Here is a 20,544-nt window from a genome sequence, read left to right as displayed (position 1 = left end):
ATGAGCGCCGACGACAAGACGCGAATATCGCCGCAGCTGGCCAATACCGCCGTCGGCACGCAACTCAGCGGCATCTACGAACTTGACGAGCGGATCGCATTCGGTGGCATGGGCGAGGTCTACCGTGGCCACAACATCCAGACTGGCGACCACGTCGCGATCAAGATCGTCCTGCCCGAATTTGCCCGCGACCCGACGATCTTGTCCTTGTTCCGCAAGGAAGCGTCAATCCTCAATCACCTGTCGCATGATGCGGTCGTGCGATATCACGTCTTCACCATCGATCCAGGCATCGGCCGTCCCTACCTTGCCATGGAATTTGTCGACGGCGAGTCGCTATACGACATCATGCGACGTGGCCCGATGCCAACTGAAGAGGTACGCAAGCTCTGCCATCGCCTCACGTCGGGTCTGAGCGCCGTGCATCAAGCGGGAGCAATTCACCGCGACCTCTCGCCCGATAACATCATCTTGCCAGGGGGTAGAGTCGACCACGCCAAGATCATCGATTTCGGTATTGCGCGATCGGCGACCGTCGGCGGGGAGACCCTGATCGGCGGAAAATTCGCGGGAAAGTACAACTACGTTTCGCCCGAACAGCTTGGGCTGTACAGCGGCGATGTCAGCGAGCAATCCGACATCTACAGCCTGGGGCTGGTGCTGGTTGCCGTTCTGCGCGGCAAGCCGATCGACATGAGCGGGTCCCAATTCGAGATCATCGAAAAGCGCCGGACTGTGCCCGACCTGTCCGACATCGACGACGATTTTCGTGGCATTGTTGAAGCCATGCTGCAGCCGGATCCGCGAGACCGCCCGGCGAGCATGGCGGAAATCGCCAGAATGACGCGTGACGAGGACGAAGGCACAACGCCACCAACGTTCATCCCGACCCGCGATCGGCCGGGTTTGCCACGAGCGGGGCAAACCCTTGCGCCTGAGCCCAAGGCCCAGCCTTCCTATGATTTGGGGCGCAACGCGCCTTTGACGGCAGCTTCCGGTGGGCAGCGCTTCGTCCCACATGTCCGTCCTGCGCTGCTGTCGGAACCGCGGCCTTCAGCAGTCGCCAGCCCGCCACGCGCGGTCGCACGTGGCGGGCCTGGAAAATCCACAAAGACCCGAACCATCGCGATTTCTGCCTTCGCGACGCTGTCTCTCGCCGCGGGTGCCGGCCTCTATATTAGCGGTTTTATGACGCCTACCACGCCGAGCGCCGGCACCACATCGCTGTCCGCCCCAGAACCATCTGAGCCCGCACCAGAGGCATCAAAGCCGGTCGCGACGGATAATGTTGCGAACGCTCCTAAGCCGCCAGAGCTAGCTCCACCCGCGCAGCCGCGAACGCAGACCACCGCATCGCCAACTAAAAATCAGGCAGAGGCGGCTGCGCCTCAAAAGCCGCAACCGCCAGAGTCGCCCAAGATACTCCCACAAACCGGGGAAGCCCCGAAGCCATCAGCTAGCACAGCGCTGCCGCCGGCCGAAAACGTAGCGCCGGCAATTCAGCCCGATACCGCTGCCAACGCCAGCCCGACAACACTTCCGCCGCCTGACAAGCTCGTTCCAGCTCCAACGCCAGCCGAAAAAACGTCAACCCCGCCAGCGCCGCAGCCCGACGTCGCCGACAGCCAAAAGCCGCAGCCGGCAGAGCCCGCCAAGATCCCCCTGCAAGCCAGGGAAACACCGAAATCGTCAGCAAGCGCGGCACAGCCGCCGGCCGAAAAAATGTCGCCGGCAGTTCAGCCCGACATCGCGGCCGGCGACAGCCCGAAAACGCCTCCCCCGCTTGGCAAGATCGCTCCAATCGCTCCACCAGCCGAAAAAGCTTTAACGCCGCCAGCCCCCCAGCCCGATGTCACGGTGAGCCAAAAGCCTGAACGACAGGCAAACCAGCCGGCGGAGGCGAAATCGGCCGCGCCCTTTCCCGAGCCGGCTGCAGGCCAGGCAGATGCGATGAGCGCAAAGGACCAGCAGGCCGACCAGCCGGCCGCCAGACAGCCAGACCAGGCCACGGTCGCCTTGAACGTGCCCAAGCCGGAAGTTCCTCCGGTGATCGACGACGTAGCGCAACGGGTCTCGTGGGTTCGCGACTTCAGCGGCGGCGACTGTTTCTATGCGGCCGTCACGTCGATAACCGACAAGACGGCGGCCATCGAAGGATTTGGAACGGCGGTTCATCCATTCGAACAAATGTTGACTGATTTCCAGGCAAAGTTCCACGTTGAACCGGACATAAGCGTGCGCCTCATCGAGCCGCCCCAGTGCGAAGTCACCAACTTCCTGCGCTTTTTGGGCCAGACTGCAGTCGTCAAGCCGCAGCTGGTTCTCGATCGAACATCGGTGCCTAACGGTACGCCGATCAGCGGCACGCTGGTGACGCATGGCGGGCTCATTTCCAGCGTGCTGTTGATCGACCACAAAGGCATGATGTTCAACCTCGACGACCGCATGGTCGTACAGTCGGACAAGGCCACCTTCAGCATCCCGATCGGCCTCGGGGCCGCCGACAGGGCTGCAGGCAAGGCCGTACCGCAGATCATTATGGTGATCACCGGCCCCCAGGACATTCAGGCGGCTGCGTTCTCTACGCCAATGCCGGCCTCGCAACTGTTGCCCAAAATTCTCAAAGAAATCGAGACCAACGGATCTCAGTTCTCGGCCAGTGCCAAATATTTCCGGCTCGGCGGGTAGTATGGCGTGCAATGGAACTCTGCCGCTCGCGTTTGCCCCGCTCGTCTGACGGCCTGCCCGTAAAGCAGCGCGATCGGTTTCGAGCCTTGCTTATCTTGACAGGCCGCATGAGGCTTGCGGTCGTTTCGGGCGCGGCACTCCTGGCCGTGCTCTCATGCAATGAAGCGCGCGCCGAATTCACGGTCTGCAATCAGACACTCGACCTCGTCAACCTCGCTATCGGCCAGACAATCGACAATGCCGACCAGACCGATGGCTGGTGGACCATCGGCGCAAATCAGTGCGTGAACGTCATTCGCGAGGAACTGACGAACCGCTACATCTACATCTACGCCACGGACGTTTTTGGCCACGCGATCCTGACCGGGTCGACCGAAATGTGCATCGAGCGTCGACGGTTCTCGATACGCGGCATCGACGAGTGCTGGCAGCGCGGCCATATGGCGGCGCGATTTGTTGAAGTCGACACACTTGAACAGGTGCGGTGGACGTTTTTCCTGACCGGAAGCACTCCGTGACGCACGCGATCGACACCAGCTTCAAGGCGAAAAAGCAGGCGCGCGCCGCCCTTCGCCGGCGCACGCTTTGGCGCAGGCTTATTGCAGGCTTGGCCTTGATTTTCCTGTGTTCGATCGCCGTCGGCTTCTACCTCACCGCGGACTATTGGTCATTTGGCGACGAAGACGAGGAGTTGCGCGCGGTAGAAGGAGCCGACGATGTGCCGGCCGATGCATCTGTCTATGTGCCTGCGATTATCGGCCTGGCGGGGGACCCTATGTGGATCACGCTCGCACCCGATAACGGCGCAGCAACGAAAGGCCGCGTGATTCCGCGTCCGGCAGAACTCGACCCGGCAGGGGTTTCGCCACAGATCGAGATCCTGTCCGACGTCATGCTTAGCGCCAGCGAAAAATTCATGACGACGATACCGTCGACGCAGGAGGATTTTGCATTCTTCCAGGCGCAACGAAAGACCGCCCCCGCGCCCTCCAGCGATCTGCAGAACGATCTTGAGCCATCTCCTGGCGCGGGTGAGCCCGCGCCGGCTTCGGATCAACAGGCCGACACCGACGATCCCGAAGCCGGCTGGGGTGAAACAATCGATGCAGGCGACGCAGCCCTTCCCGCATTCCAGAAGACCCAGATCGAAAACAACACCAGCGTCGCAACTGTCAAGAATGAATATCAGCGGTTCGAGGCCACCGAAGACACTTTCGTGAAGATCCTCAACAGTCGCAGTCTGGACAGCGTTGCGCTCGATGCGCATTTCTCCGCCGAGGACGCCAGGCTGGCAGGCGAGGCCCTGAAGGCGCTCTTTAGCCGGGACGGCCTGGAACCGGGTTATGTCGTCGCCCTGCGTGGATACCGACCCAACCGCGAGACGACAACAATGTCCCTTATGCAGGTGTCGATCTACGCCAAGAACGTTTTTGTCGGGACGCTGACGCGTAATGCCGCGGGCGTGTTGGTATCGGGCGTTGACCCTTGGGTACGCGAAGACCTGTTCAACTACTCGGGCGCGCCGGCAGAAGGCGGCCACAAAAGGCAGTATCGTCTGCTCGACGCGATCTACTCGACTGCGGCACGCAACAGCGTTCCAACCGGCGTGATCGGCGAAGCCATCATGTATCTGTCGAGAGGACAGGATCTGGATGCCTTTGCAAGCGAGGACCAGCGTCTTGTGCTGATCTATTCTCAGACGCCGCGCGGCAAGGACGAAGGCGCCGGCCGCGTGCTGTATGTTGGTGTCCAGGGCACGACAAAAAGTCTCGACTGTTTCGTCTTCCAGCAGGGTGATGGCCAGTTTGCATGCGTGACAGGCGACGATCAGGTCCGCTCGCTGACGGTCACCAACGGCATGGTCACACCGGTCAACGGGGTCTTGACCTCGACCTTCGGGCCGCGCAAGCATCCAATTCTAGGCACCGTTCGCATCCACAAGGGCGTCGATTGGGCGGCGCCGGTCGGCACGCCGATCGCAGCCGCCTTTGATGGCGAAATTAGCTTCCAGGGCGATGGGGGCGGCTACGGCAATCTGGTCAAGATTTCGCACGGAAACGGGCGCGAGACGCGCTACGCTCATATGCAGAAATTCGCAATCGAGGGCGGCGTCGGCACCAAGTTGAAGGCTGGCGACATCATTGGCTATATCGGCACGACCGGCCTTTCGACCGGACCGCATTTGCATTTCGAACTCTATCAGAATGGCGCGGCGATCGACCCACTGGGCACGGTTACCGCGGTCGCTTCGGATCTTTCCGCCGTGGAAACGCTCACCGACCGTATCGTTCATGTCGAAAGTGGCGGCAGCGCCCGTGCCAAGAACCCAAATTCTTCAGCGACCGGCGCCGGCCAATTCATCACAAAGACCTGGATCCGGATGATGAACACTTACCGCCCCGAACTTGCACGCACACTCTCGACTGCCGACCTGCTCGCCCTGCGATACGACGCCACGATCTCGCGCGAGATGGTTCGCAATCTGGCGCGAGAAGGCGAAGCCTATCTTCGGGCGCGCGGCCACCAGATCACAGCCGGCCGGCTCTATCTCTGCCACTTTCTCGGCATGGAGGGCGCGCATCAGGTGCTGTCGGCATCGGGTTCGGCGCAATTGAGCGCCGTGCTCGGGTCAGCCGTCATTCAGGCCAATCCCTTTCTGACGGGCAAGACCGCCAGCTATGTCGCGGACTGGGCCGAAAGAAAGATGGGTCGCAAGCTGAGCCCAGCCACAACCACGGCGGGCCAGCAGACGACGACCACCATGGAGGTCCGGCAGACATCGCCCGAGTTCGCAAAGTACAAACAGGTGATCACGGCGATGCTGAGCTCTGTTCAGAATGCGCTTTGAGCCTGTGCATGGCCCCGGCAAATCGTAACCGCTTGGGTGCACGCAGACGACCGGTTTTCGGTCCAACGAGTGCTGTACTTCGACCTTGTTGGCAGATGTTTTTCTGGTCTGCGCACTATCGAACCGTGGCCAAGATCACGTACGCCACGGCGGTTGTATTCGTCACGTTCTGCAAGAATGGCCGGCTATTTTCGAGTAGAAGCGTCCGGCACCGAGAGAATTCAAGGCGATCGCTGATGCGGCCGATGGCGGTGCTGAGCCGAGCCTGCCCGGTGTCGGCAAGTTCAAGGTGAAGGAAACACCTGAACGCGAGGGCCGCAACCCGTCGACGGGCGCGACCATCAAGATCTCCGCCTCGAAGAAGCTGTCCTTCACGCCGGCTAAGGCCACCAACGGCTGATCCTTTGCCGGTATGTACCCTGACAGAAAGAGCCCCGCGGTCTACCTTGTGGGGATCAGGTGCAGTGTAGTCTTCCCGGCCTTCACCGCCGCCCCCGACAGCTTGCGGTCAAAGCTCGCAAGTTGGCCGCCATGCGCCTTGGCGAGCGCAAGAAGATAGGTATCGGTGACCTGTGCCGAGGTCAGGATTTTCGCTGCATCGATGTCGCCGGAGCCAACCAGGGTCACATCGTCGGGCCAGAAGCTGTGCCCGTGCAGAGCCCGCAACTTGGTAACGATTTGCGCAACGATGGCGGGCGAACCGGGACAATTAGGATATCTTTGGTTGCCGACGATGCGCAAGACGCCGTTTTCGGTGATGGGACACGTAGCCCATGCGGCGTTACCGGTCACTTCGAACCAGCCATGCGCGTCGTCATGGGCGACGTGGCCAGGATCTATCAGTGCGATCAGCACATTGACATCGAGCAGGAACGTCAAGGCAGTTCGTCTCGCAAGGCATTGACCGTCTCAAGCGTGACAGGAGGTGCATCCGGCCGAGGCGACAGTAGAGGAATCCCGTTGCGCTCGCCGCCGGCTTGAGGCCGGCGCAGCGAGCGCCGGGCGAGATCGGTGATGACCTCGCCGAGGCTGCGATCCTGCTGCCGGGCCATGGCCTTGGCCGCGACCAGGACATCGTCATCGATCGCCAGTGTCGTTCTCATATCGCCCTCCTTGGCGCGCATCAATCATCACGCATCATATAGAATAGCGACGACGGATACTCAAGCGGTACGATCGCGCACGAAATGGAGGCTCGATCCCGCCGCCGATAAGCGGGCCTTCCGACCGGCGCCGCATCCCTTGCGAGACCGGCGACGACATACGAAACATAGCCCGGCACCAGCGGCAGCATGCAGGGCGAAAGAAACGACACGATGCCCGTCGCGAAGGCGGCCAGCCCGCCGATATTCGAATTTCGCGCATTGGTCATCACCACCCCATCGTTGGGTTAATGCTCATTATCGACCAGTTTCCGAACGGTCGCTTCGCCACTGTGGAGCCGCTGAGCATCGATAAGTTGAACACGCCCAAAGCCTAAAACTAACAGATCGCGGCGCGCGATGAGGACCAGGCGAATGCCAGCTCGGATTTGCGGTGCGCACATCGGTCGGCGTTTCGGACCAGGTAAGCAAACAGCGGGCACCGAATTGACAGAAAGTGCGATCGGTCTTGACCGCCAAAGCCGCATCGACCTGCAACTGCGCATCGAGGGGTTGGGCAACGAACTTGGCCGCATCGACGGAAACATAGGTCCGCAGACCCGCCGGGCGATCGGCATCTGGCAAGCCAAGAATGGTCTTCCGGCCGACCACCTATCTGCCGCGCGAGCAACTTGCATTCCTCGTGGTTCGGACAGATCCGACGATGGAAGCCGTGCGTGCCGGATATACTGCCGATCAAGCCCGTACGACGCAGCCGAAAAAGCAGGTTGCGCAGAAGGTCCGCACCCAGCGGCCGGTGGCGCAGAAACCCCGCAAACAACAGCAGGTCGTTCAGAAACGGCGCTTCCGCAAGACCGTGGGGCGGCGGGACGATCCTCCGCCGCCCAAGGATAACGACTTCCTGACCAAGGCGTTGCTCTTCGGCTCCGGTGTGGTGGTGGGCGGCGTGCTCAAGAACTGACCGGGGTCGTTCCAAGCCTATTCGCCTGACTGCCGCTGCGCTTGCCACTCAGTTCCTGACGCACTGCTGCACAGTTTCAGGCGGCATCCGTACGCTACTCGGCCTTTATACGCATTTCCACGCGGCGGTTGACGGCGTCGTATGGATTCGGGCTACGCGGATGCGCTTCGCCCAACCCGATCGCGTTGATGCGGTCAGCCTCGATGCCACTGGATGTGAGGAAGGACGTCACCGATTGCGCTCGTCGCTGCGACAGCCGCTCATTGTAGTGCGCCGGACCGGAAGCGTCGGTGTAGCCTTCGACGACGAAGTGGAAAGTACTGATCCGGCTGTCCTTCAGGGCCTTGGCATACTCCTCGAGTTCAGCGCGTGCGGTCGCGTCGAGTTCGGCCGAATCCAGCCCGAAATTGATCAGCATGTCGAGACTGGATTTGTCGGCCGGCCCCTCTTTTGCCTTGGTCTTGCTCTTACACTGCTCCTCCGTGCCGACACAAATCCCCCGAGACTTGCCGAGGTCGGCCGCGCCAGCAAAAAACTTGACGATGTCTTCTGATTTCTGGACAGGGTCGGCGGAAACATGGGTCGAGAAAGCCACGACCGCCAACACCAAGGGTGAACTGGCCCACCGCATAGCGGTTACTCCTGTTGAGCATCCGATATTACCAACCGTGAATATACCACATTCCCACGCGTTTGTCTGTCAATAAACGCCGAGCCTGGCTGTGTCGGCCGATCTCCCGTCCCCACGAGTTGAGACTTGACCGGCGCCACGCCGGGGGCTTGAGTACCGACTGGTCCTCGATGAAGGCGTGGCGTCATGGCCAATGGGCTCCGATTCAAAACGGCACGGGATCTTTTTGTGGCTTGTCCCGCTGTCGCCAGAGACATGAGAGCCCTTCCAACCGAGCAGCGTTCGATCGAGTTTTGCCGCGATCTCCTCGCCGGGCCCATTCCCGAAGAGGCGATCACGTTTTGTGCCTACCTGCTTCCTGATCGGGCTGCGGTCTGGTGGGCCCATGAATGCCTGGGGCATCTGAGCGAGCTGCTCGATAAGACAGATCAAGAGCTGCTCGCGCTTGTTCGCGACTGGGTCAGCGAACCGGACAGTCCCCGCCACCGCGCCGCAGTAAGCGAGGCTGCGGCAACCCCGCCGGCTACGCCGGGCGCCTGGATTGCCTTGGCTGCGGAATGGCGTGACAATGGTTTTGGCGTTGCCGGATCTGTCGTCGGCGCAGCCGCGCCAACGGCCTTGCAGCGACATCCTGCCGCCCATGCAGTCAATGCCGGTGTTCTAGCAGGGCTGGCGCGCGTCGCACTGGCGGACCGCTTTGCCGTTCTCTCCGCCTTTGTCGAAATGGGCCTGCAGTTGGCCGAGATCGAGGCGCAGCGCCAATCGGCTGATGCGTATTAGACCCGAACCATTCCAATAGACGCAGCTCCATGGTCTTGTTTGACCAGGGTTTTCGAACCGAAGGGCCCAGATCTCACTTGCAGCCGCCTTGCGCCCATTTGGCCAGCGCCACCTTGAAGCGTGTCCCAAGCGGATGTTGCAGGCGTAGAACGGAGACATCGTTGGCGGCGAAATTTTTCGCCTGTTCGCATAGCCGATCCTCATTCCACTCATGACAGCCGTTGCAGTGCTTGCCCTCCCACACCGCCTTGTCGAGCCCTTCCACGGGAGTGAAGAGTGGTTTGCCTGTGATCAGCTCGGCGATACTCTTGCCGTCGATTGCTGGATCTCCGAAATCGACAGGTTGGTCGAAAAAGATCGGCTCGTCCGAAGCCAGTCTCGGGATTTTCTGACGCAGCACATTGAGCGCAAGCTGGGCATCGTCAGCCCCAGACGGATTTGCGGCGGCGTTGCGCCCGCCCGAGGCGCCTTGCGGTTGTTGCGGAGCGGTCGCCTCACCGACGATCAGTGGCGCGTTCAGATCCACCTTGTGCAGCACGACCTCGGTGGTGAGCGAGACATTGATCCACGGGCGCTGTTTGCCGGCCGTTGCTTTGAACACGTCGGCGGTAACCCTGTTCATTGCGTCGGTGATGGAGACGTTCGAGGCCCCGATATGGGCAAGCAGCGCCGACGTGAACGGCGAGTGTTCGCTCGATCCGTCATAGGCGACCTGATTGGGACTGGTGGAAAAGGCGACCAGCGTGCCAGTGCCGCCATTCTCGATCGGGATTTCGGCAAGGCCACTTCTCGCTCCCTTGACGCCTGCGGTCTTTGCCAACACCTCGGCCAAGGGATTGTCGCGACAGGCGTCGAGAAAAATCAGCCTTATGCTGGTCTCGCGCGACATTTGCCGCAAAACGAAATCCACCGGCACCGCTTCGAAGTCGAGCGAGGTCTCGTCTTCCAGTGCGGCATCGACCGGAAGCAGGTAGTTGCTGCCTGAAACCTGCAAGCCGTGGCCGGCGTAAAAGAAAAGGGCAATGTCGGCGCCGCGAACCTGCTTTGCGAACTGCGCAATGGTCGTCTGGGTCTGCAATTTGGTCAGATCGAACCCGGAGACGACTTCAAAATCCAGGCTTTTGAGACGTTCGGCAACAGCCTGCGCGTCGTGTACCGGGTTGGTCAGCGCCGGCGCATGCTGATACTGGGAGTTGCCAAGGACCAGAGCAGCACGACGTTCGGCGTTGGCCGCCGTCAAGGTCAACAACAGCGAGAGCATCACCAGCCCGATCGCGCCTAGGACACCAATAAACCAAGCAATCAGATCGAAGCCCCGCCGGAACAAAGGCCCTTCCTCAGTTGACGAGCTTGGTGGCGGAAAACTCTATCCGCCGATTGAGCGCCTTGTTCTTCGGCGTGTCGTTGCCAGTAACCGGCCGCTCCTCGCCATAACCGATCGCCATGATCTGCGTGCGAGCAATACCTGCGGCAACAATGGCGTCAGCTACGGCCTGGGCCCTCCGCTCCGACAGGAGCTTGTTGGCGGCGGACGACCCATCGGAGTCGGTGTGGCCGGAAACCTCCACCTTCAGGCCCGGGCACTTGCCGACGACGCCAACGACCTCCTCCAGTAGCGGACGGCTTTGGGTGTCGAGCCGTGCGCTCGCCGGCCGAAAATAGATGGCTCCGGTGCGAGAGAGCACCTCGAACCGGTTGAGGCACTCCTCGTCGCTGAAGTTCGCCTTCGCAGCATCAGTGGCAACAGGCCCGACGTCGGCGGTGCTTGCCGCGACGGTCTGGACGGCCGCGGGCTTGCTACCATCGGCGTTGAACACGAAATCGAACGATACCGAAGCGGTCGGAACAATGTTGGCCACATTGGCGGCCTGCTGCAGCTTGTCGACATTCGGCAGCAGTCCGAAGTCCTCGACATGCACGGCGACGGGGGCTTCCGAAGCGACGGAAACCATGCTGTCGCTGATCAAGGTCACGACGACATTGGCCTCGAGATCCTTGTCGACCCCGTGCAGGTTGAGTCGGAATGGAAGCACTGCCTTCATCCTTCGCTTCGTCGCAAGATCGGCAAACGCCGCAGGGTCCACTTTTGCGGTCAGTTCGGCGGCCGGATACTTGAATGTCTCGAAGAAAAGGAACCGCATGCGGACGTTTCGAAGGTCGACGCCGGTATCGACTGAATTGAGGTCGAATGTGATTTTGGCCTCACCCGTCGAAGAAAGGGTGCCGGCGATGTTCCTGATCTTGTTGGTTTCAACGATCGTGTTCTTCTTGACCGACTGGTAGGTGAGCACCGAAGCGGTTGGATCAAGTGTCCAGTTCGTCTGTGCATTCGCGCTTTCCAGTCCGGGTAAAAACAGCACCGACAGCGCGATGATCAAGCCAAGGGTGTTTAGGGCTAACCAGCTTCTCGAGCCCGTTTTCCGCCAGTCTCCGACGACTTCGAACATCGAACCCCCCACAGGACAACAGCCTTCCGTGTCGCAATCACCACCAAGCGTGCCAAGGAGAGCATAGAACAATTGTCAAGGCTTGGCGAGCATCGGCCAATCGACCGCAATGGTGTAAATTCCGCTCAGGTCCCGGGCTGCGTAAGTCCGGAAAAATGGTGTTGCGCGAACAAGCAGTCTTGTTGGCGAACAATGGAGCTGATTGGAGAATATTCGCTGCGCTACCTGCCGCTGTCTTGAAGCCGGTCACGCTGGACCAGCCAAGCGAGGGAAACGCCCGGCTTACTCCATCCTGCTTCTCCCGCGGAATGCAGCTGGCGGCTCTTCGATTGAAGATTTCGACCATGTGAAGCAGGCCGCGAGGCGCGTCCGGGCCTATTTGCAGGCACCTGCCCAAAGCCGCGACATGAAGCCAGCCGCCAGCCTGCCATGTTCGACGGCAATCGTTTAGCTTGCTGCCGCCGATCGTTTGAAGATGATGGTCACCTTCGTCCCTTTGCTGGCGCTAGAGTCGACTGCGAACTGCGCCTTGGCGTTCTCGGTCAGCGAGCGCGCGATCAGCGCTCCGAGCTTGCCTGGCTTGGGCCACGTCTCGCCTTCCGGCAGGCCGATTCCGTCGTCCGCCACTATAACCCGGCAGCCGTCGCCATCGACGACGCTGTGCAGTGTTATCGTGCCGCCGTCGCGCCCCCGGAACGCATGCTTTAGTGAATTGGTCAGCAATTCGTTGACGACCAGTCCCGCCGGCATGGCGACGTTTATTGACACGGGATATGTATCCACCTTCATATCCAGGCGGATCCCCTCGACTGCATGCGAGCTCATCACCGCGGACGCGATCTGGCTGAGATAGACGCCAAGATCGACCTCCTCTTTCGGCTCGTCGGCCGTTAGCGTCTGGTAGAGGATCGCCAGAGCGTCGACGCGACCGGCAAGCCGCTCAAACCGTCTCCGGTCGGCCTCGGTCGCGTTGCGGCTTTCCAGCCGGATCAGTGCGGTGATCATCTGCAGGTTGTTCTTTACCCGGTGCTGCAGTTCGCGCAGCAGTGTGTCTTTCTCGCTGACAAGCTCCTCAACCGAGCGCTCATCTCCCGCCTCGCCATGGGCCGATACGTCGACCAGCGCCACCAGCCGGAAGCACATCTTGCCGTTGTCGTCCTCGATCACATTGGAATAAACGTCGACGATCGTCGGCTTATCCTCGTTGCGTTCCAGCCTGTAGGTGCCGACAAAATCGGTTTCCTCGACCACGGCCTCGGCAAGTGGCCGGTTCTTCTGCTCGTGGAGGCCTTTGCCCAAAAGGGCTGCCCAGTTTGCTCGTGTGAGCCTGGCGGCCGTCAGGCCTGACAGTTTCTCGAATTCCGGGTTGGCGTAGACTACGCGCTCCTCAGCGGCCAGGTTCGCAACGGCAATGGCGATCGGCACCTGGTCAAGGAATTTTTTGAACTGTTCGCTTTCCAGTGCGGTTGCAAGGTCAGGTGTATCAAGCAACTGCTCGACCGCCTCGGCCTTTTCTGAATCCGGTGTCATTTGCGCGCCTGTTCCGTGCGGACAATATCAACAATGCAGCGCGCCCGCCATCGCCAAAGCTGCATTTGACGCACCGCGTCATGCACCTGACAACAAGCTTGCGTCGTGCGCAACGGCCATACGTCTAAGATTGCGACCGGCCGAAGGAGAGCGGCAGGCGCCGGGTGCCACGCCTTGTGCCCTTGAAGGGGTGAGGCGGCCCCCGCGGCAAGTGGCTCCGCTGAATATTAAGCTTTTGGTAACCCTCCAAACTCGAAGGCTAAATGGTAATGGCTCCTTTTGCTCTCAATAGGTGTTAGGCCCGATATCGAGGCGAGAAAGAGGAGAAAGGACCAAAATGGCCAACGTACTGAACGCCAAGGGTGTTCCACTCCCCTACAGCGGATCCTCCGTAAAGTGGTATTCGGCGACGAATTCCGGCCCGACACTTTATGGCAGCATCTACAACGACTCAATGTACGCCGACGGTAGCGTCACCGTGACGATGTACGGCGGCAAGGGCGATGACATCTATTATCTGTATTCCTCCAAAAACAAGGCGGTCGAGCTGCCCAACGAGGGTGTCGACACCATCTCGACCTGGATGAGTTACAAGCTCCCAGCGAATTTCGAGAACCTGACGGTCACCGGCGACAAACACTATGCTTTCGGAAACGAGCTAAACAACATCATTACCGGCGGCTCCGGCCAACAGACGCTCGACGGATTGCAGGGCGATGACGTTCTCAAGGGCGGATCCGGTGCGGACATTTTCGTCGTGACCCCCGGCAACGGCAGTGACCTGATCCTCGACTTTGGCGCCGATGATACCGCGCGCGTCGGGAGCTTCGGCTTCACCTCCTTCGAGGATGTGCACGCCAACATGGTCCAGTCGGGGGCGAACGTCAGACTTAACCTGTCCGATGACGAGTTTCTCGTTTTCGCCAATAAGACCATCGACCAGTTCAACCCAGGCCAGTTCGATCTGGCCCTAGACAGGTCGCATCTGGAACTCACCTTCTCGGACGAGTTCAACACGCTCGACCTGTGGAATGGCTCGAGCGGCACCTGGGACTCGAACTTCTGGTGGGGCGCCGCGAACGGCAGCTCGCTCACGAGCAACAAGGAGCTTCAATGGTATATCGATACCAACTATGCCCCGACGCGTTCCGTCAGCCCGTTCAGCGTTGAGGACGGTGTTCTCTCGATTACCGCCGCCCGGGCTCCCGCGGCAATCCAGCCCTACATAAACGATTACAAATACACGTCAGGTTTGCTGACGACCTATGAGTCCTTCGCACAAACCTACGGCTATTTCGAAATTCGGGCTGACATGCCCGAAAAGCAAGGTGTATGGCCGGCCTTCTGGCTTCTCCCGGCTGACGGCTCCTGGCCACCGGAACTGGACGTCGTGGAAATGCTCGGTCAGGATCCAAACAAGCTCATTCTGACAAGCCACTCCAACGAGACGGGAACTCATACGACAGTGTCCTCGACGGCCTATGCCGCAGATACCGAAGGGTTCCACACTTACGGAGTGCTGTGGACAGAAGACGAACTCGTCTGGTATTTCGACGACGTCGAAGTTGCTCGTGCCGCAACGCCTTCCGATATGCACGACCCCATGTATATGCTGGTCGATCTGGCGGTTGGTGGCCTCGCGGGAGCGCCCGCCGACGGGCTTGCGACACCTGCGGAAATGCAGATCGACTACATCCACGCGTACGCGCTGAACGATTGGCATATCTAGGCGCAAAACCTGACGCTGGCTGCGGTATGGAGATGTCGTAACCACGCCTGATTGCGGGCACGATCTTTGCGCCCGGGACTGAACTTGAACCGATGTGAAGGCGATGTCGCATTCCCATTCGTCCGAGCCGCCACGAACAACCCTCGCTGCGGTTTTGGCTTCTTTCCGGCGCGCGTTCGCTGGAATTGCCCTGATGAGCGGCGTCGTCAATGTTCTGGCGCTGACCGGCTCGTTCTTCATGCTGCAGGTCTATGATCGGGTCGTACCCGGCCGCAGTGTGCCGACGCTTGTCGGGCTTGCCGTATTTGCCGGCATGCTGTTCATTTTCCAAGGCGTTCTTGAGCTTATCCGGTCGCGGTTGCTTGTGCGCATCGGGATGGCTTTGGATGCGCGATTGAGCGGGCAAGTCTATACCGCCCTTATGCGTTTGCCCTTGCGCACCAAGCTCCCAGGCGACGGCCTTCAGTCGTTGCGGGATCTTGACCAGGTGCGTTCGTTTCTGTCGAGCACTGGTCCGACTGCGCTTTTCGACCTGCCCTGGATGCCGCTGTATCTGGCAATATGCTTCCTGTTCCATCTCTGGATCGGCATGACGGCGCTGGCAGGCGCTATCATTCTCTCTAGCCTGACTGTGCTTGCCGAAGTTCGCACCAGGGAGCCTGCGAAGAGGGCAAACAGCCAGGCGGCAGCGCGCAATACGCTTGCGGAGGCGACGCGTCGCAATGCAGAGGCTCTGCAGGCGATGGGCTTTGGCGCGCGCATTGCCGAGCGCTGGTCAAGCGTCAACGCCGACTTTCTCAACACGAACGCAAGAGCCAGCGATCTGGCTGGGACGCTCGGCACGATCTCGAAGATCCTGCGCATGATGCTGCAGTCGGGTATACTGGCGATCGGCGCCTATCTGGTCATTCATCAAGAAGCGACAGCCGGTATTATGATCGCTAGTTCGATTATGATGAGCCGGGCGCTCGCACCGGTCGAACTGGCTATCGCCCATTGGAAGGGTTTCGTCAGTGCTCGCCAGGCATGGACCCGGCTGAGCCAGCTTTTGGCCCTGCTTCCTGAAATTGCCGCGAGTGTCTCGCTGTCGGCACCTGTATCTGCTCTTGCGGTAGAAAGCATCTGTGTCACGCCACCCGGCGAGCGTCGTGTGGTTGTGCAGGATGTCGGGTTCGCGCTAGAAAGGGGTGCCGGCCTTGGCATTGTCGGACCGAGTGCGTCCGGAAAATCATCGCTTGTCCGAGCAATAGCCGGGATATGGCTTCCAGCCCGCGGGACCGTCAGGCTGGACGGAGCAACGCTCGACCAGTGGTTGCCGCAAGAGCTGGGCAACCATGTCGGCTATCTGCCGCAGGATGTGCAACTGTTCGATGGCACCATTGCCGAGAACATCGCACGTTTCGAACCTCAAGCCTCTTCGGACAAGATACTGGCGGCTGCGCGCGCGGCCGGCGTTCATGACCTTGTCGTCCATCTGCCGGAAGGCTACGAAACGCGGATCGGCGAGGCCGGGTCGGCGCTTTCGGCGGGCCAGCGACAGCGGGTTGCGCTCGCACGGGCACTCTATGGCGATCCGTTCCTCGTTATCTTGGACGAGCCCAATTCCAACCTCGATTCCGAAGGGGAGGCCGCGCTGGCGGCGGCAATTGAGGGCGTGCGGGCGCGAGGCGGCATTGCTGTCGTGGTCGCCCATCGGCCGAGCGCGCTTGCAAGCCTGGATCAGGTACTCGTCATGGCTAACGGCCGTGTCCAGGCGTTTGGCCCCAAGAATGAGGTCTTGAGCAAGGTAACCCGTTCGGGCGGCGTTCCCCTGAAGGTCGTCTCCGGCCCTGAGGAGGCGACACACTGATGACGCAACACGCGGCATCGGCGATCGACCGGACCATTCGACGCTATCTGTTCGGCGGCCTCGCGGTTTGCATGCTCCTGGTTGGCGGGGCCGGAAGCCTGGCCGCGGTCACGGAGCTTTCTGGAGCCGTCATTGCTTCGGGAAGGCTGGTCGTCGATTCCAGCGTTAAAAAGGTGCAGCATCCAACGGGTGGAGTGGTCGGTCAGATCCTCGTGCGAGAAGGCGACGCCGTGAAGGCGGGCCAGGTTTTGATCCGTCTCGATGAAACCGTGACCCGGGCCGATTTAGCCATGGTCACCAAGAGCTTGGACGAATTCGAGGCCCGTCTGGCCCGCCTCGAAGCCGAGCGCGATGGCACGGACACCATCGCCTTCCCATCTTCGCTGACGTCGCGGCAGGACGATCCTGAGATCCGGCGTGCGATGGCCGGCGAGCAGTCCTTGTTCGAATTTCGTCGCCAGGCACGCGCTGGCCAGAAGGCTCAGTTGAGAGAGCGCATTGCTCAGCTCGCCGAAGAAGTCGCCGGCTTGAGCGAGCAAAGGGATGCTAAAAGCCAGGAAATCAAATTGATCGGGCTTGAGCTCGACGGCATGCGCAAGCTCTGGGAACGCAAGCTGGTTTCAATCGATCGCATAACGACACTTGAGCGTGACGCAGTCCGGCTTGAAGGCGAACATGGGAAGCTGACTGCCGCAATCGCGCAATCGAAGGGCCATACATCCGAAATCCGCTTGCAGATCATTCAGATCGGCCAGGATTTGCGCAGCGAGGTGGCAGCCGAGCTCCGTGACGTCCAGGCAAAGCTCGCCGAGTTGGTCGAGCAAAAGGTCTCGGCCGAAGATCAGCTCAAGCGTATCGATATACGCAGCCCGCAAACTGGCGTGGTCCATCAGCTTGGCGTGCATACGGTCGGCGGCGTCATATCCGCGGGAGAGCTCATCATGCAGATTGTCCCTGTGACAGACGATCTGACGGTCGAGGCGCGTGTGGCACCGCAAGACATCGATCAGCTGATGCCAAGGCAGAGCGCAACGTTGCGACTTTCGGCCTTCAACCAGCGGATAACGCCTGAGCTGAATGGTGTCGTCAGTGAGATCTCCCCCGATCTCAGCATCGATGAGCGAAACGGCGCGAGCTTCTATACTGTGCGTGTCAGCCTGCCGCGCACAGAGCTTACAAGGCTGAAGGGCCTGACCTTGTCGCCCGGTATGCCTGTCGAGGTGTTCTTCTCGACCGGCAGCCGCACAATGCTGTCTTACCTCGTAAAACCTCTGGCAGATCAAATCCAACGGGCATTCAGGGAGGATTGAGTTCGCGTGACGGACTCGGCCATAACCCATGCCGTGCTTAGAGCGTGATGATTAGGTTGCGGCATACTCGGCCTCGGTGAAGGAGTTGGCGCATTCCTTTGATGTGAGAGTGTCGTGGATTTTCCCGATGCTCGCAGACGGCGTCGGTGTTGCGTCTGGCGGCCGTTCTCAGCACGTGTTTGGTTTGGCGAGGAGCATCTCGATCGGATCAGGTCTGGCGAGTATTTCGGCAGGAAGAAGAGCTTGGCGCCGGCGTTGCTGACGGCGTGCCGGACGGCCATGACGACGATGTCGCCCGGCTTGAGGGTCGGCAAGAGCACCTTCCATAGAGCCGGAAGCCATTGATCGGCCCGTCTGTGAGCATCGGGCGGCGGCCCGGTCCACTGCGCCCGCCGACGCGCCAAGTCGGGCCGATCTTGCGCGCCCCCGCTGGATGATGACGAACGGCTATCGACATCTTCTTCGTTGTCGCTCCAACCGTCGGTTGGTGGACGCACTGCCGGTGAGAGCCTAACGTTCCTGAACGGTACGCGCGCACCGGGCAATTCCGCCCCCGCATCCCCCATGCCCGGTGCAAAGGCGCTCCGATCGGTCCCGCCGTCCTGGCATGTACGGCGGGACTTTTTGCGATAGGCCTTGGAACCCGCGCGGTGAAGGCCAGCAACTTCTCCCTCACACATTGCTGCCAGGTCGGTGGCCCCGAAGCCGGCGTCTCCTAGTTTCAGCCTGCTCTGTCGCAGATGGCGCTAAGTACGGCCAGCTCCTGGTACCTCGTCCAAGAGATCTGGACCGTTGCCCGCGGGCATTTGGCCGTCGGGCGTAAGCTTGTCCACCGCGTCGGGCAATTCTCTTGTGAGCCGGTCGAGAAGTTCGTCATGGGACAATCCGGTTTGCTCAGCCAGATCGCTCAATGTTTGCGGGTCGATTGCTTTCTCAACCTGATCGCGCTGAACGGGCCGGTTTGATCCTTTACTTACCCACGAATCAACCTGATCGCCCGCACCCGCATTTCTGAGACGGTCCAGGATGTCGCCGAGGCCGCCAGGGGAGCCAGCGCTAGCATTGGGATCTGTCGATTTCCTACCAGCGATCAACTCGCCGATCTTGTCCCTATTCTTGTAGGCAAGCAGGCCAAGCAACGCTATGGCGACCTTTCCTATATCAAGGCTCATTTCGCATCTCCTTCTATAAGGAAGGGACAAGGCATGCGGCTTCGAAAGGTTCCATGGTTATGCTGCTGGGCCGATATTCGATTCGGTTTTTAGCCGGACGATTGCGGCTTCTCGGCTCGTTCTGACTAGACTTCAGCTTCCGTGCCTCCGCAGAGTCAGCTCGCAGCTCACGTCGTCTCTCCGGAGGCGCGGGCTTTCTACATTCCGTCACCGATTGTGAGCGACACGCTCATTCAAAATCTTGCATTAGAAACTTGGAAGATGAGTGCAGCGGAAAACACTGCTGGCGCCATGGACAAGAACGATGGCGACACAATCGTCCTGGCTGGCTTCCGAGCCGCCTGCTCGGGGGTCCGGTGATCCGAGCAGACAGGGCGACAAGGATTTCGAGAGAGAGACCGACGGCAAATGGGTTAGACGATAGCGGTCACGAAAGCCGGGTGGGCATCACAATGTGGGAGGAACAGGAAGAAGCTGACACCGCCCTCGACAGCCAACCAGCCGTGGTTCCGTTGCTCTGGTCGTGTATGTGCTCTCGATCTTGATGCATAGTCGGTGCGATCATTTCGGTCAGCTCGCGCGCCTGTGCCTGCGCAATGCCGGTTCATCGGCTAAAACTTGGACCTGCCCTCCTTCAGTCGCTCGCAACTTGTCTTCTCCCATGTTGAAAACCTGTTTACGTTCGGCCCGTTGGAACCCAATGATTGGCAAAGCGACTTGTTCCTTGAGCTGCCAGCGCCCGACGGTCCCCAGCCGTTCGTGGTCGCTGACGCTGTCGCTGCGGAGACAATCTTTGGCGTGTCGGATCCCGAAACCTTTTCCAAAGCGCCAGCATAGGCCGCCGCATCCGCCACCGCTTAATGCCGCGCTTGACCCTTAGGCGAAGCCGCCTAGGCTTAGCGCAAAGCAGAGTTGAGTTGTCGCAACGCCCCCTGGGCGGCCGATAGCCTGTGTTTTTCGAAGATTGCTAGCTTCTGCTGATAAGTGATCCGCACCTTGGCGTTGCACCCGTGGCATCTGAAGTGCGCGATCGTTCTTAGTGTAGAACCTTTCCTTACTGCCGGATAGGAGCAATCCGGACAATTGAATGTGAGCGCAACATGAGACAAGTCTTTGGCTAAACCCATTCTCAGATCGTGTCCCAGGATGTGGTGGTGTAGCTGACGGCTTGGTCGCCGCGCTCTCCGGCATGGGGGCCGGGACGAGTAGCGTGCCACCGCTGGCAGGCTGATGAGCGGATCATCGCTCATTTGGCTGATGGTTTCCAATGTCATGTATCTGGCGCGCTGGACGGCCCATTCGTCGTTCTGCTCGAGCAGGAGCGCGCCTACGAGGGACGATAGCGTCGGGCAAGATGCCGACGACCTCGGTGCGCCGCTTGATCTCGCAATTGAGCCCAATCGCGCGCAGAGTTCCTGGACTGATGCTCGGCTGGCGGCAACTTGCTCGCCAGCCGAGTGAGTTCAGGCGGTGGTCAGGGGAGGCTGGCCAGCCAC

At 60.4% G+C, this 20,544-nt stretch carries 16 protein-coding genes and 3 pseudogenes; 10 read left to right on the top strand and 9 right to left on the bottom strand.

The window, feature by feature from the left end; genetic code table 11:
- From NKJ32_RS25200 to NKJ32_RS25185, 4 genes and pseudogenes are all read left to right on the top strand, one after another.
- On the top strand, positions 1–2,688 hold the full coding sequence (locus NKJ32_RS25200) for a serine/threonine-protein kinase (protein WP_352829183.1): 2,688 nt from the start codon (positions 1–3) through the stop codon (positions 2,686–2,688).
- Between the two features lie 107 nt (positions 2,689–2,795).
- Complete coding sequence (locus NKJ32_RS25195; protein ID WP_352786548.1) at positions 2,796–3,206, top strand: DUF1036 domain-containing protein; 411 nt, start codon at positions 2,796–2,798, stop codon at positions 3,204–3,206.
- Positions 3,203–5,536, top strand: coding sequence for a M23 family metallopeptidase (locus NKJ32_RS25190; RefSeq protein ID WP_352825095.1), 2,334 nt, complete (start codon positions 3,203–3,205; stop codon positions 5,534–5,536). Before NKJ32_RS25195 ends, NKJ32_RS25190 begins: the two co-directional genes overlap by 4 nt.
- Before the next feature lie 226 nt (positions 5,537–5,762).
- Positions 5,763–5,936: pseudogene (locus NKJ32_RS25185) on the top strand (HU family DNA-binding protein); the annotation flags it as partial.
- 41 nt (positions 5,937–5,977) lie between these two features.
- Here NKJ32_RS25185 and NKJ32_RS25180 read toward each other — a convergent pair.
- From NKJ32_RS25180 to NKJ32_RS35555, 3 genes are read right to left on the bottom strand one after another with little or no spacing between them, the layout of a single operon-like run.
- The gene (locus NKJ32_RS25180; protein WP_352786550.1) at positions 5,978–6,415 is read right to left on the bottom strand and encodes a TA system VapC family ribonuclease toxin; all 438 of its coding nucleotides are present in this window, start codon (positions 6,413–6,415) and stop codon (positions 5,978–5,980) included.
- Positions 6,412–6,639, bottom strand: a complete 228-nt coding sequence (locus NKJ32_RS25175) for a CopG family transcriptional regulator (protein ID WP_352569963.1) — start codon at positions 6,637–6,639, stop codon at positions 6,412–6,414. Before NKJ32_RS25175 ends, NKJ32_RS25180 begins: the two co-directional genes overlap by 4 nt.
- A gap of 20 nt (positions 6,640–6,659) precedes the next feature.
- A complete protein-coding gene (locus tag NKJ32_RS35555) occupies positions 6,660–6,908 on the bottom strand; it encodes a hypothetical protein (RefSeq protein ID WP_502897451.1) in 249 nt (82 codons plus the stop codon).
- Positions 6,909–7,038: 130 nt separating this feature from the next.
- Between NKJ32_RS35555 and NKJ32_RS25165 the strand changes: the two are divergent.
- Both NKJ32_RS25165 and NKJ32_RS25160 read left to right on the top strand, forming a co-directional pair.
- Positions 7,039–7,227: pseudogene (locus NKJ32_RS25165) on the top strand (hypothetical protein); the annotation flags it as partial.
- Positions 7,228–7,270: 43 nt separating this feature from the next.
- Positions 7,271–7,600 carry a hypothetical protein gene (locus tag NKJ32_RS25160; protein ID WP_352786614.1) on the top strand — a complete coding sequence of 110 codons (330 nt, stop codon included), beginning with the start codon at positions 7,271–7,273 and terminating at the stop codon, positions 7,598–7,600.
- Between the two features lie 94 nt (positions 7,601–7,694).
- On the opposite strand, the gene NKJ32_RS25155 is transcribed toward NKJ32_RS25160, so the two are convergent.
- Positions 7,695–8,231, bottom strand: coding sequence for an OmpA family protein (locus NKJ32_RS25155; RefSeq protein WP_031212166.1), 537 nt, complete (start codon positions 8,229–8,231; stop codon positions 7,695–7,697).
- Positions 8,232–8,417: 186 nt separating this feature from the next.
- On the opposite strand from NKJ32_RS25155, the gene NKJ32_RS25150 reads away from it, so the two are divergent.
- Complete coding sequence (locus tag NKJ32_RS25150) at positions 8,418–9,011, top strand: DUF6931 family protein (RefSeq protein ID WP_031212167.1); 594 nt, start codon at positions 8,418–8,420, stop codon at positions 9,009–9,011.
- 73 nt (positions 9,012–9,084) lie between these two features.
- Here the strand turns inward: NKJ32_RS25150 and NKJ32_RS25145 are convergent, their stop codons facing one another.
- From NKJ32_RS25145 to NKJ32_RS25135, 3 genes are all read right to left on the bottom strand, one after another.
- Positions 9,085–10,338, bottom strand: a complete 1,254-nt coding sequence (locus NKJ32_RS25145; protein ID WP_352592832.1) for a caspase family protein — start codon at positions 10,336–10,338, stop codon at positions 9,085–9,087.
- A 10-nt stretch (positions 10,339–10,348) separates the two neighbouring features.
- Positions 10,349–11,458 carry an OmpA family protein gene (locus NKJ32_RS25140; protein ID WP_352592835.1) on the bottom strand — a complete coding sequence of 370 codons (1,110 nt, stop codon included), beginning with the start codon at positions 11,456–11,458 and terminating at the stop codon, positions 10,349–10,351.
- A gap of 447 nt (positions 11,459–11,905) precedes the next feature.
- A complete protein-coding gene (locus tag NKJ32_RS25135) occupies positions 11,906–12,988 on the bottom strand; it encodes a histidine kinase dimerization/phosphoacceptor domain -containing protein (protein ID WP_352592838.1) in 1,083 nt (360 codons plus the stop codon).
- A gap of 337 nt (positions 12,989–13,325) precedes the next feature.
- Between NKJ32_RS25135 and eglC the strand changes: the two genes are divergently transcribed.
- The 3 genes from eglC to NKJ32_RS25120 all read left to right on the top strand — a co-directional run bounded on the left by eglC (position 13,326) and on the right by NKJ32_RS25120 (position 17,876).
- Positions 13,326–14,717: an endo-1,3-1,4-beta-glycanase EglC gene (gene eglC / locus NKJ32_RS25130; RefSeq protein ID WP_352592841.1), complete on the top strand. Its 1,392-nt coding sequence runs from the start codon at positions 13,326–13,328 to the stop codon at positions 14,715–14,717.
- A gap of 103 nt (positions 14,718–14,820) precedes the next feature.
- Entirely contained in the window at positions 14,821–16,566 is a 1,746-nt protein-coding gene (locus NKJ32_RS25125; RefSeq protein WP_352829181.1) for a type I secretion system permease/ATPase, read from the top strand.
- The gene (locus NKJ32_RS25120) at positions 16,566–17,876 is read left to right on the top strand and encodes an HlyD family type I secretion periplasmic adaptor subunit (RefSeq protein ID WP_352829179.1); all 1,311 of its coding nucleotides are present in this window, start codon (positions 16,566–16,568) and stop codon (positions 17,874–17,876) included. The genes NKJ32_RS25125 and NKJ32_RS25120 overlap by 1 nt, the downstream gene beginning before the upstream one ends.
- Before the next feature lie 746 nt (positions 17,877–18,622).
- Here NKJ32_RS25120 and NKJ32_RS25110 read toward each other — a convergent pair.
- Both NKJ32_RS25110 and NKJ32_RS25105 read right to left on the bottom strand, forming a co-directional pair.
- A complete protein-coding gene (locus tag NKJ32_RS25110) occupies positions 18,623–19,048 on the bottom strand; it encodes a YidB family protein (protein ID WP_352592850.1) in 426 nt (141 codons plus the stop codon).
- Positions 19,049–20,259: 1,211 nt separating this feature from the next.
- Positions 20,260–20,443 (bottom strand): annotated as a pseudogene (locus NKJ32_RS25105) (IS256 family transposase); the annotation flags it as partial.
- Positions 20,444–20,544: the final 101 nt, after the last annotated feature.

Source organism: Mesorhizobium sp. M0159 (assembly GCF_040322295.1).
Taxonomy (GTDB): domain Bacteria; phylum Pseudomonadota; class Alphaproteobacteria; order Rhizobiales; family Rhizobiaceae; genus Mesorhizobium.
The sequence above is the reverse complement of the archived record's forward strand: the minus strand, read 5'-3'. Positions and strand labels throughout refer to the sequence as shown.

Coding starts and splice junctions, on each gene's coding strand:
- NKJ32_RS25200 (WP_352829183.1), top strand. CDS start 1: ATGAGCGCCGACGACAAGACGCGAATATCGCCGCAGCTGGCCAATACC.
- NKJ32_RS25195 (WP_352786548.1), top strand. CDS start 2,796: ATGAGGCTTGCGGTCGTTTCGGGCGCGGCACTCCTGGCCGTGCTCTCA.
- NKJ32_RS25175 (WP_352569963.1), bottom strand. CDS start 6,639: ATGAGAACGACACTGGCGATCGATGACGATGTCCTGGTCGCGGCCAAG.
- NKJ32_RS35555 (WP_502897451.1), bottom strand. CDS start 6,908: ATGACCAATGCGCGAAATTCGAATATCGGCGGGCTGGCCGCCTTCGCG.
- NKJ32_RS25160 (WP_352786614.1), top strand. CDS start 7,271: ATGGTCTTCCGGCCGACCACCTATCTGCCGCGCGAGCAACTTGCATTC.
- NKJ32_RS25155 (WP_031212166.1), bottom strand. CDS start 8,231: ATGCGGTGGGCCAGTTCACCCTTGGTGTTGGCGGTCGTGGCTTTCTCG.
- NKJ32_RS25150 (WP_031212167.1), top strand. CDS start 8,418: ATGGCCAATGGGCTCCGATTCAAAACGGCACGGGATCTTTTTGTGGCT.
- NKJ32_RS25140 (WP_352592835.1), bottom strand. CDS start 11,458: ATGTTCGAAGTCGTCGGAGACTGGCGGAAAACGGGCTCGAGAAGCTGG.
- NKJ32_RS25135 (WP_352592838.1), bottom strand. CDS start 12,988: ATGACACCGGATTCAGAAAAGGCCGAGGCGGTCGAGCAGTTGCTTGAT.
- eglC (WP_352592841.1), top strand. CDS start 13,326: ATGGCCAACGTACTGAACGCCAAGGGTGTTCCACTCCCCTACAGCGGA.
- NKJ32_RS25125 (WP_352829181.1), top strand. CDS start 14,821: ATGTCGCATTCCCATTCGTCCGAGCCGCCACGAACAACCCTCGCTGCG.
- NKJ32_RS25120 (WP_352829179.1), top strand. CDS start 16,566: ATGACGCAACACGCGGCATCGGCGATCGACCGGACCATTCGACGCTAT.
- NKJ32_RS25110 (WP_352592850.1), bottom strand. CDS start 19,048: ATGAGCCTTGATATAGGAAAGGTCGCCATAGCGTTGCTTGGCCTGCTT.